This is a genomic window from Draconibacterium sediminis (assembly GCF_000949475.1).
Classification (GTDB): Bacteria; Bacteroidota; Bacteroidia; order Bacteroidales; family Prolixibacteraceae; genus Draconibacterium; species Draconibacterium sediminis.
This window is the reverse complement of the sequence record NZ_JRHC01000003.1, coordinates 493,820-506,329: the sequence shown is the minus strand read 5'-3', so window position 1 is coordinate 506,329 and position 12,510 is coordinate 493,820. Positions and strand designations below refer to the sequence as shown.

Genomic DNA, 12,510 nt, shown 5'->3' with positions numbered 1-12,510 from the left:
ATGTTAATATTATTAAACGACCTCAATTGTAATCTTGATTTCGTTATTCATTTCAAAAGCAGCAACAACAGGTACCGCCTCAACTCCCGGCACCATATTAAAAGTCCGGCTGCGTGGCATTTCTTTTACTCTTAATGGTACATTGGCTAAAACTTTTACCACTCCTTCAGGCTTCTGAATAGTAATCTCGTTTGAGCTAACCTGATTTACTTGCTCGCCTGTTGGTGAAACAATGGGAAGAACAAAAGCTGTTTGCCCCTTAATTTCGTCGGTTGTTTTTGCCTGAATACGCATCATTTCTGCCGAAAAATCATATGCTATTTCAAACTTCGATGCGGTATTTTCAACCACTTCCCGGCTTTCGTTTTTCAACTTTGTTTTGGCCAGAAACGAGATATTTTCACCATCATCAGATGAGGAAAAAGTGGCTGCCAAATCGAATAAGTTGGTGAACCATACATCATTTTCATAGGTCTCAATACGAGGCGTAAGTGCAATGTCTTCGCCAGGTGCAGGTTGCTGATTATACACCTCACCCAGTTTATATATGGCCATACTTGCTGTACACACCAACCCTACCTTATTGTGGTATAACATAGCCAATGAACCACCTGTAGCTTGTCGTAAATCATTTTTATCGTAATATTCGGCATCGTAGGCACTGATGGTTCCCCGCCAATCGCCCCGTGCAAAAAGCGATAAATCCAGCTCTTCAAAATATTTTACACCATCCGCAGCTGCCCGCGGAAGTGGAATTGTTGTATTTATTTCAGGTAGCCTATCCCAATGCTCAAGTATGCTCACAAGCGGCTTTGCATGTTCAAAAGTGTGGTGAATACAGGGTTTTATACCGTGTGATACGTAATGAAGTCCTCCATGCAGTAATCCATCGGTAGTGCAACGTTTTAGCAATTCGGTATATTTTATGGCAGCGGTTCCACATGCCGGATTTTGGTTGGCTAACAACGCCAGACACTGTTGACTTCCATCGCTGGTGCGGCTACCCCAATAGGTCCATTTAAACATTCGTGTTCCCCAGCTGTTGTCCCAGCCACCATCGGGCAGCATAAATTCCAGGTGTGTATTCATTGATTTTGTTGCCAGTTCCAACAATTCTTCATCGTTTTCCTCAAGGGCATACATCACCAAACTATTCAGCGTTTCCTCTATGTTATAGCCTAAATCTATTCCGTGTAAGCCCTTGGCACTTAATTTATGTGCAGTGGGCTTAATTTCGCCATACAAAAAAGCATTTGGTTTAGTAAAATAAGCTTTTACCTCGGCTGCAAGCTCTTTACTTCGGGCAATATATTTAGGTTCATTCAATACGTGCCCCAGCAAGTTAAACACATATATGCACGAGGCACCATAATTCACATTAGTAGTATCAACCTTAGTAAACTTTTTGTAGGTAAACTCAGCTGCCCTTTCTAATCTATCCATCCAGCGCGCACGACTTTCATTATCCAATAAATCGCCATGATATTTAAGCGCTTCAGCAAGCGAAACTGCTCCGAAAGCAGTAATTCCATCCCACGATTTTGGTTTCAGTTCATTGGTCCAGGCACCATCGGGGCGGGTTACATTTTCGCTCCACTCAAAAACAGCAATACCTGCATCGAGATACTTTTTATCGCCCGTTTCTTTTGCCATATAAAGGAATGGATAAACCGCATCGAAACAGCGGGTATGAACTGTGTTGCATGCCGGACATTCCAACAAACCATGTGATTCGGGATTGCCAGGGTCAATCACCTGCATCTTAATCATACCATCACACCATTCTTTCAACAGGTCGAAAGTTAATTTTCTGAACTCTGCAGAATGTACTTGCCTTGTTGAACACCCGGTTAACAAGTTACCTGCGAAAATCGACAATCCTAAACCGGTTAAAGCTGATTGTTGTATGAAGTCCCGGCGTTTCATTTTTTTGTTATTTGTAGTTTTTAAATATGAAAAGTTAGTTCTACTAATGAGCAGCTCCAATTACCTGAACCGGTTTTCTGTCCTCTCCTGATGTTCTGGCTTTTTGCTCTACAAAATAGGGTTGAAACGTATACGATGAGAATTTGTCCCATTTTACATTGGTGGCCGGTAAATACTTTTTCATAAAATCAACTTCATCTTTGTAGGCAGGATCTTTTGCCTGGTTTGTAAACTCATTCGGGTCAGTTTTGTGATCGTACAATTCTTCACTACCATCTTCGTATTGAATGTAACGGAAATGATCGGCTTTAACGGCATGATTATTCATACCATAGGTTGTAAGGGCATATGCGTTGTTATCGGCCTTATTTTCAACCATAGTTTCCACCAGGCTCATTCCTTCATTTTTGTCGTATGCCGGTAATCCGCACAGTTCCAGCAATGTTGGATAAATCGACAACATTTCAGCCGGTGTATCAATCACTTTTCCTTTCGGAAGATTTGGAGCAGCAAACATCAAAGGTGCATTTGTTGCCGATTCCCACAAGGCATGTTTGGCAAAGGTTCCCTTTTCACCCAAACGATATCCGTGGTCCGACCACAAAACGATAACCGTGTTATCAGCATATTCACTGTTTTCAAGTGCATCAAGTACCCGGCCAACCTCATAATCCACAAAACTAACGCAAGCCAAATAGGCTTGAATAATCTTCTTCCATTCGCCACTTTCAATCGCCCATTCAGTAGAAGGCATCATGGGCAGGTCGTTTATTTTAAGCGCAACCGGAGACACATCGTCCAAATCATCAGATCTATACGGAGCCACTTCAATGCTTTCAAGCGGGTGCATATCAAACCATTTTTGCGGTACATAAAGTGGTACGTGTGGGCGTAAATATCCTACACCCAGGAAAAAAGGCTGATCATATTTTCTATTTAACCGTTCAATTGCCCAATCGCTTGACTGGTGGTCGGGCATTAAAGAATCGGCCTCAGGAAATGCCCCCCAGTCGGTACTTGTCCGCCCGAAGTGTTTTCTGTCCGAAGTTCCAAAGCCATCCCAAACAAAACGCTTCTCAGGGAGCGGGCCAAAGCCTTTAACGCGTCCGCCTGATTCATCAAAAGTACCTTCGGGCGCATGTTCATGAAACAATTTGCCAATACCCATGGTATGATATCCCTGATTTCGGAAATATTCGGGCAGAAAAACGATATCTTTCGTTGCCTCATTATCATTTCTACGAATTTTATCATCGTTAATCATGCCATAAACACCGGTTGTTGACGGGCGTAAACCCGACATAATAGAAGCTCGGGATGGGCCACACAAGGGAGCCTGACATTGCGCGTTGGTAAATAAAACACCCTTTGCAGCCAGCTTGTCCAAGTTGGGAGTTTGGGTGCCTGACCGCCCGTTTATACATCCCAGCCAGGTGTTTAAATCGTCGACAGCAATAAACAAAACGTTTGGTTGTTTTAGCACTGATTCTGTTGTTTGCTTGTTATTGTTGGTTCCACACGCCAACAGGAAAATAGTTCCAAATACAAGCATTATTTTGCTTAGTTCTTTCATTGTCATTTGATTAATGTTTTTCGTTGATTGAACTTATACCTTACTATTTCGTGATTTTTACCGAATCATTATTATCCCAATGGTAACCCCAAGCCTTCATGTACTCGGCACCATCTAAAAACTTGTCGCCACGTTCGTCCAGCATTTTCTGAAGTTTTGCCTCTAAATCCGTTTGAATTTCTCTATACTCCGGATTGTTTACCAGGTTATCTAACTGATATGGATCACTGGAATTATCGTAAAGAAGCCACGGGCCATTCAGGTCTTTTGCATAGGTGTATCGCTCTGTTCTAATTCCCCGAAATTCTTTACCGCCTTTTTTATAATTCCACTGGTGAAATGGAACAGGGCAGGTAATGAATGCTCCGTCAATATCCAAGTCTTCTGTGCCAAGTAATTGTCCTTTGTAATCTACTCCCTCAACTGTTTCTGGAATGGGAAGATTACACAAGCTTAGCAAGGTTGGCATAATATCGGGGTACGAGAACACTTTTGTTAACCGCTCACCTCCTTTAAATTTTGCAGGATATTTCAATATAAAAGGTACTAATATAGACTCTTCCCACGGCTTTTGCTTTTTAGTTTGCGCATGCGAATACAACATATCTCCGTGGTCGGAAGTAAACACAAAAATGGTATTTTCCTCCAGACCAAGGTTTTTAATCTCCGTTTGAAGTTCAGCAACGCAATAATCCAGCGCCGACATATGGGCATAGTAGCCTCTGATGGCTTCTTTTGCTGTTTCTTCCAGTTCTTCAGGAACATTCGGACGTAATTTAATGTCCATATCTTTATAAATTTCCTGGTATTTTGCAGGTGCAGTTTGGTAAGGTGCATGTGGCGGCCCATAAGACAAAAACAGTACAAAAGGATTTTCCTTGTTGACTTGCATATATTTTATGGCATCCTTGGTTTGAGCAATGGCATCGTAGCCCTCCCATTTGTGTTTCACATCGTTTTCATCGAAATATTCCGAATTATTGTAATTGTGCGTACATTCATGTACTTTCCAGTAGTCAAAACCTTGTCTTCTATCTGCAGTAACAGGCAAAAGACGTCCCTCGCTATTGCTCATGCCCGAAGGGTGCCCATTAATATGCCACTTGCCAATGTACCCCGTTTTATAACCGTTTTCTTTGTAAACTTCGGCTATGCAATATTCTTCCGATTTTAGTGGTTTATCATTGTAAAAGACACCATGACTCAGCGGGTATTTACCCGTCATTAAAGTGGCACGCGCCGGAGTACACACCGGAATATTCGATACTGCATTAGTAAAAACCACCGCCTCCTCTGCCAATTGGTCAATAGCAGGTGTTTGTACCTGTTCATTGCCCATAAAACCTAAATCCTGTGCTCTCCATTGGTCTGTTAATACAAAAACTACGTTTGGTTTTATCTCTACTTTTGTTTGTTTCGGTGTGCAGCTTGCCATTGTTGCAAATGCTAAGGCTAAACAAAACATTTTAGTTATTAGGCTCATTTTATTCTCTTTTACTTTAAGTCTGAATTATATAATACTAATTTTCACACTCACATGATTTTCCGAACTAACTTTTGCTAAAACAGGCACCGCTTCAACTCCAGGAACCAGATTGAATACCCTGCCCCTTTCTGTCGGCTTAATCGATAATGGGACATTTGATTCCAACACTACCGTTCCTTCAGGTTTTACTATTTCAATTCGATTTGCCGTTGTTTGAATCACTTTTTCGCTGTTTACAGATGCCACGGGTAATACCAAAGAAGCTTCTGTGTTATTATCTTTCAAAGCATTGGCAATTACCTCCACCGAATCATCGGTAAACTTGTATTTCAAACTGAAGTTGGAATTTACTCCCGAAAGTTTCTCGCGTTTTTCATTCTGAAGTTTTGTGGCTACTTCAAAACAAATTTCGTCAGCAGAAGTGCTTTCTTTTACTTCAGCTTCCAAATCGTATAAATTCGTAAACCAGCCGGTTTCATTTTTCACTTCAATCCGCGGAGTAAGTGCAAACTCTTCTCCATCGTAATGCTGCTGGTTATTGGTTTCAACAATAATGTACTTGGCCATGCTTGCAGCAAAAAGCAAACCTACCTTTTTATGATAAAGCACTGAAAGAGCGCCACCTGTTGCCTGTTGAACCGGCTTATCTTTAATGTAAAGCGCATCGTAACTGGTAACCGTACCGCGCCACGATTTATTGGAAATTAACCAGGTTGAAATTTCAGGAAATTCTTTAACTCCGTATGCGATTTCACACGGCAAAGCACTATTTATATCAATTTTTGGTAATTTCTTACCTGCATCCAATATACCAGCCAAAGGTTTGGCATGTGCAAAAGTATGGTGTATACATGGTTTTATACCATGCGAAATATAATGAGGTCCACCATGCAACAAACCATCGGCAGTGCAATCTTTAAGCAATTTTGTGCTTTGGTAGGCAACGCGTCCAAAGGCCGGATTTCGGTCGGCCATCATGCCAAAGCCCATTTGGCAGCCGTCTGTGGTTCGGCTTCCCCAGTAGCTCCATTTATTGTGGCGTGTGCCCCAGGTATTATCCCAGGCACCATCGGGTAACATAAATTCGGCATGGCTTGCCAAAGATTTCTCCAGTAATTCGAGCAATTCGGTGTCGTTCTCTTCAATGGCATATAACACGACACTGTTCAACGATTCTTCCACGTTGTAACCTAAATCCACACCTGGCAAACCTTTGGCACTTTTTTTATCAATGGGTTTGGCTTCGCCCCACAGCAAAGTATTGGGCTTGGTAAAAAAGTTTTTCACCTCTTTTGCCAGTTCCTTGCTTCGATCAGTATATTTGGGTTCGTGTAAAACTTTACCCATTAAATGCAGCCCATAAACCGCGGTGAAGCCATAATTTACATTGGTGAAATCAATCGAAAATGTTTTTAAAATATAATCAGCGACTTTTCTCAATCGTTCGGTCCAACTATTACGAATTGCTTCGCTTAAAACATGCCCGTGATAATGCAGTGCTTCACCCAAAGCAATTGCCCCGAAAACAGAAATTCCTTTCCACGATTTTGGATTTGGAATAACGGTCCAGCTACCATCGGCTTGCGATACATTATTTTCGGCCCATTGCATAACCAAAACTGCGGCATCCAGGTATTTCTTGTCACCGCTTTCGTCGGCCATGAATAAAAATGGGTAAACCGCGTCCATGCATCGCCCATGAATATGGTCGCATGACGGGCAGCCCAGGGCACCATGTCGTTCAGGATTTGCGGGCTCAACAATTTGGTTCCGAATCATTCCATCGCACCAGTCGGTTAACAAATCTTTCACCATTTGCTGGAATTCGCTTAATTCAATTTTAGTGTCGCCACACGCAGAAAGCAAACCAGACAGAGGTGTTGAAAATACCAAGCCGCCTAAACCTATATTCTTAACGAATTTTCGTCTTCTCATTTTCAATTACTGAAGGTAAAATCTTACAGATTGGTTATCAGCCGACGAGGTTCCAATCATTACATCGAAAGCTCCTTTTTCAGCTTTTTTCGTCATATCCAATCCGGTAAACGCAAGCATTTCCGGTGTAATTTCAAATGAAACGGTTTTCGTTTCGCCCGGTTTTAAACTAATTTTATCGAATGCTTTCATTTCCTTGTTTGGACGCGTAACAGAACCATATAAATCTTTAATGTATAGCTGCACCACTTCTTTGGCAGTTACCTCACCCGTATTTTTAATATCAACGCTAACGGTAATTTTTCCATCCATTGTTAATGTAGTATCCGATAACACCGGAGTTGAATAATTAAATGTTGCATAGCTTAAGCCAAAGCCAAAGGGATAAAGCGGTGTGAAATCGGAAAACAAATAACTCTTTTTGTAGTTGATTTCTTTTTGGCTGTAGTGGAAAGGAATTTGCCCGATGGAGCGTGGCACGGTAACAGGTAATTTTCCTGAAGGAACGGCATCGCCAAACAGGATTTTAGCTGCTGCTTTATCGCCAAACTCACTTAATTCCCAGCAATCGATTATGGCATCGGCATGTTCAGCAAAAGTATTGATGGATAAAGTACGACGATGTTTGTAAACCACAACAACCGGCTTACCCAATTTTTTAAGTTCCAATAACAATTCATCCTGATAGCTAACAGGGTCAATATTATCGCGGTCGCCCAAAGCCCCGTTAAAGAATGCCTCTTTCGATGTATATTCATCGCCACCGGCAAACAGCAAAACCAAATCACTGTTACCTGCAGATTGTATAATTTTTTCAATACCCGCTTTGCAGTCTGCTTCAGGTGTAAGCGATGGAATAGCCATCTTACCATCCGTTAAGTTGTAGCCTTTTTCAGCAACGAAAGAAAAACGGTCGCCGGCAACTTCGTTAAAATACTCTTCAGTTTCTTTACCCAACACCGGACCCACCAGGGCAATCCTCTTAACTTTACCTTGCTGAATCGGCAAAACTTTGTTCTCATTTTTCAAAAGAATTATTGACTGCAAATCAGCGTGGTGTGCAAATTCCTTTGCTTTCTCATTTCTTGTAATCGTTTTTGCATCTTCAGCCGTAGTGTAAGGGTTGTCGAACAATCCCAGGATAAACTTTGTGCGTAAAACGTGCTTTACAGAGCGGTCGATGTATTTCTCCAGTTCCGGGTCCTTTTCAACCATCTTTGGAAGAAGTGCATAGGCATCGTCGGCATATAAATCAACGTCCATACCCGCTTTTAAAGCCATTTCAACCTCAGCCTCAGGTGTTTCGGCCACTTTCATAAAATAGTGCAGACGGCCAATGTCATTGGCATCCGAAACGGTGTAACCTTCAAATCCCCACTGGTTGCGCAATACTTCGGTAAGCAACCACGGATTAGCGTGACTTGCAACACCATTAATATCGGCATGCGACGCCATTATTCCCAAAGTGTTCGCACGTTGCACCGCCGCTTTAAAAGGAGGAAAAATCTCATCGATTAAAGTACGGGGCGAGATTTCCATTGCAGCAAAATTTTTACCACCCAACACCTGTGCATAACCGGCAAAGTGTTTGGTAACCGCTCCAATGTGAGTACTTTTTAATCCATCAAAATCCCCTTGAATTCCGGTAACGGCGCTCACAATCATTTCAGTGGTTAGATGAGTATCTTCGCCAAAACCCTCTCCCATTCTCCCAAAACGTGGATCTCGGGCAATGTCAGCAACCGGCGAGTGCGTGAGGTGCAAGCCGCGCAAACGAGCTTCCCTTCCCATCACATCATATACCTTTTTTACTAAAGCTTTGTCCCAGCTCGCAGCAAGTGCAATAGGACGTTCAAAACGCGTACACCCCTCAGCATCGACACCATTATACGATTCGGTTACAAAAAATGTAGGAATGCCCAAACGGTTATTTTCAATAATGTATTTCTGAAGCTGGTTATTCAGTATTGCCGAACGCTCAGGCGAATAATGTTCTCCAGGATTTTTAATTCCGGCAATCCCATTTCGTAATCGTTTTTTTACATCATCAGATAATACCAGTTTATCGTTTTCATCCAACTCAATGCCTTTATTTGCATGAAACATTCGCATTTGAGCTACTTTCTCTTCCAAAGTCATTTTTGCCAGTAATTCATTCACCTCCTTTTCAAAGAGCTTTTCCTGTATTTTTGTTTGCTCCTTATCAGTAAACGAAACGATAAAAACTGCAAGCGCCATTAATACAACTAACTTCTTCATTATCTACTTATTTATGATTTCTATTTTTTCTGTAATTATCCGTACCGGCCCCAATAAACCCGACGGCATTAACTCATCATCAGCCTTATAAAATGATGCAGTGCAAAAGGTTGTGCGTTTTCCGGCCGGCATTGGTTCGTTGTTGGCATACCAATCCATCATAATTCCTTTTGGGAAATTGCCCTCTAGTTTGTAGCCGGTATAACTTGGAGGAAAACGTTCGTCGCCAATTAACTTATTCGACCATTGGTTGGTAATTCTAATTTCCAGTTGGTTTTCTCCTGTTTTTAAATACTCCGTGATGTCCAACTCAAATGGTGGCATCCAATCCACCCCAATGTTTGCACCGTTGAGTTTTACCTGTGCAACAATTTTCACATCACCCAAATCCAAAATGTAACGAGTATTTTCTTTGATGAAATCTTCATTAACCGAAAATGCTTTTCTATAAATAGCAGTGCCCGAATAATATTTGATGTTATCATCAGTATTTTCCTTCCAATCCGTTAGCTTATCGAAAATATGTGTTGCCTGGTAATCGTGTTCTTGTAAAAACTCCACCTCCCAGCTGCCGTCAATCTGTAATGGATTATCGGTTGACTCTGTTTCTAATTGTAGCTCATTGTTGGTGTTTAAAACAAAGTTGCCCGTTTCTAATTTTTTAACTTCAGAAACGGTAGGAACACCATCAGAAGATTCTCTGAATACCACAAAAACCGATTCTTCAGCTTCGAGGTTTATCCAAACTTTCGTATTGCCATTTTCATGGGTAAATTGTGCTGTTTTTTGTGTTTCTCCAGTCATCGGATTCCACAACTCAGGAATTTTCCCTTCAATACGGAAACTGCATTCAAAATGCTGAAATGTGGAGTCAGGATTGAAAAAGAAATAAATGTCTTCGCCGTTTAAACGGCGGTGGATAAAGGGGATATCAATTCTATCTGTAATTTCAAAATCAGAATCAATATTTTCAGACCGCATAATATTGCTCCAATTGTAATCGGTGTAAACCTTATTGTTTTCCCAAATTTTATGGCTTAGTTTTTCAAAAGCCAGTCGCTCGTCATTTGATTTTGAATGACCTGCCAGTTTTATTGGTTTTGTGCCAACGATTACCACGCCTGCTTGTGAAATTTCATAAATCCGCTGCAAAGTTTCCATCGTCAAAGTTTCGCAGTTTTGAAGCACCAATACTTTGTATTCGGTTCCCTCTGGCAAAACCATCTTATTGTTTTTTAACTGAATACGATTTTGCAGTACATCCGTGTTGGTACAATCGAAATTGATTCCTGCAGGAATTTCAGGTTCAAAATCCGTGCGTAAATAAACCGAGTTGGGCGAGCCGTCTCCAACAAAAACCAGAAAGTCGGAAACAGGTACTCCCTGACGTAAAAGATACTGACCACGTGCCATGTACTTAAACCAATCGGCACCTGCATTTTCCCACCAGGTTTGAGTTCGGTCAAAATGAAATCCCCAGCGGTTCATCGTCATTCCGGGTTTTACATGTGTATTTGCCTGGTGTGCAAAACGGTGGAACATAAACTCGTTAATTCCATGAGCCCAGGCTAAATCTCCAGAAACTTTTGCCATGGCAGGATTACCTTTCCAATTAATTTGCGGATCAGAGGTAAACGATTCGGCAGAAGTAACTGTTTTGCCATAAATGTGCGATGCTGAAACGGCAGATTGCACCATTGTTATGTCTCGGTTCATCCAGAATTCGCCCATATTAATATCGGCTTTACCGCCTACATCCAAATCGTTTACAGGCCCGAAACCGTAGGGTTCAATGTAACTTTTTATACCGTCATTATTGCATAGCTCTGCAAAGTAGCTAAAATAATTCTCTGTCATTAACTCACAATTCACATCGCGCAAATCCCATAAAACGGCATCAGAAACTTCAGCACTTTCAACAAAGCGCCCTGCAAAAAGAGGTAGAAATTCAACAATATCGTAGCCTTTCTTTTCTTTGAAAATAGTATTGTAATTCTGCGTCCAGTTTTGTCCGCCCATTTCGTAGCTATCTATTTCAATGTATTGCATGGCATTCGGTGCCACGGCTTTTGTGTTCTCAATTACCTTTTTTGCAAAGGCATTGTAATGAATTTTAAAGGCTTCGCGACTGAATTTATCACATTCCAAACCACGGCCCTCATCCGAAGCCGGATGATTAAAAGCATCGGTAGTGGTGTATCCAAAGCGCATAATGGTCCAGGAGCCTTCAGGAAGATTAGCTTGTAACTGCCCCCCGGAATCCATCTGCTCGGTAAGATTAATCAACTTGTTTTTCTCGATTATCATCTCCGATGCAGGCTTGCCGATTAGCGACATTGCAACATCCTCGGTGCGGGCCATACTTGTTCGCCCTAAAACATTATGCAAACACTGTGTTGAAAGTAATTTTGCCTCTTTAAAAGTGATCGTTTGATTTAATGACAGCCTGAAATACTTCGACTTTATTGCCTCGAAACTGTCGTTAATTGCCCACTCCCCTTTTCCCGTGCGCACTTTGTATAATTCACGAACTGAAGTAAAGTTTTTGCCGTCATCGGAAACCTGCAAAACCGCTTCTCCGTTTCGGTCATTAAAAACCAAAAATACTGAACGAATTTCGTGTGGTTTATCATATTCAAACTGAATCCATGGATTTTTATCGCCTTCTTTCTTGATCACTGAGGTTGCATCCAAACGATTATCGGTGGCAATTTTTATGTCAAAGTTTTTATCCGAAGTGGTGATTCTTGGTTGGTTTTCAAAATCAGTTATTTCTGATTGCAAAGACGGATACGCCAAAACAGCAATATCTTCGTAGTAATTTTTACGGGTTGTAGGCTGCGGTAGTTGTATATCAATTTCTCCACCGTTGGTAATGGTTTCGCTCCAAACCACCATTTTCATACTTTGTTCAGGTGTAATCCATGGTCCACCACTTGAAGACCAGCCATCGCAATTGTGTACACCAAAACTTAGGCCCAAGCGCTCACATTCGGCTGCTGCATGTTTTAACATATCGTGGTGCTCGGGCGAATTGTATTTTATAGGACCATTTGGGATTCCCTGCGTTACATTAAAAAGCAAAATGCCGCCAATACCAACTTTTTCTATAGCCTCCAGGTCTTTTGTCAGTCCGGCCTTGCTCATGTTACCACTCATGGCATGAAACCAGGTACGTGGTTTGTATTCATCCGAAGGATTTTTAAATTCTTCTTCCGATAAAAAAGCAGTTTTTTGCTGACTTTGACATGAAAAAAGTAAGCAAACAAAAATTAGCGATATCAAATGAATAAGTTTCATATTTCACAGTTTTTAGGTTTTTATCCTAAAG

6 protein-coding genes are annotated in these 12,510 nt (G+C 41.4%); all 6 read right to left on the bottom strand.

All coding sequences use genetic code 11. The features are described from left to right. Positions 1-12: 12 nt before the first annotated feature. From LH29_RS14375 to LH29_RS14350, 6 genes are read right to left on the bottom strand one after another with little or no spacing between them, the layout of a single operon-like run. The gene (locus tag LH29_RS14375; protein ID WP_045030940.1) at positions 13-1,926 is read right to left on the bottom strand and encodes a glycoside hydrolase family protein; all 1,914 of its coding nucleotides are present in this window, start codon (positions 1,924-1,926) and stop codon (positions 13-15) included. Between the two features lie 43 nt (positions 1,927-1,969). Next, the gene (locus LH29_RS14370) at positions 1,970-3,499 is read right to left on the bottom strand and encodes a sulfatase (RefSeq protein ID WP_045031116.1); all 1,530 of its coding nucleotides are present in this window, start codon (positions 3,497-3,499) and stop codon (positions 1,970-1,972) included. A 43-nt stretch (positions 3,500-3,542) separates the two neighbouring features. Next, positions 3,543-4,982, bottom strand: coding sequence for a sulfatase family protein (locus LH29_RS14365; protein WP_198152458.1), 1,440 nt, complete (start codon positions 4,980-4,982; stop codon positions 3,543-3,545). 27 nt (positions 4,983-5,009) lie between these two features. After that, complete coding sequence (locus LH29_RS14360) at positions 5,010-6,920, bottom strand: hypothetical protein (RefSeq protein ID WP_045030936.1); 1,911 nt, start codon at positions 6,918-6,920, stop codon at positions 5,010-5,012. Between the two features lie 6 nt (positions 6,921-6,926). Further along, on the bottom strand, positions 6,927-9,179 hold the full coding sequence (locus LH29_RS14355; protein ID WP_045030934.1) for a glycoside hydrolase family 3 N-terminal domain-containing protein: 2,253 nt from the start codon (positions 9,177-9,179) through the stop codon (positions 6,927-6,929). A 3-nt stretch (positions 9,180-9,182) separates the two neighbouring features. Further along, positions 9,183-12,479, bottom strand: a complete 3,297-nt coding sequence (locus tag LH29_RS14350; protein WP_045030931.1) for a glycosyl hydrolase — start codon at positions 12,477-12,479, stop codon at positions 9,183-9,185. Between the last annotated feature and the right edge of the window lie 31 nt (positions 12,480-12,510).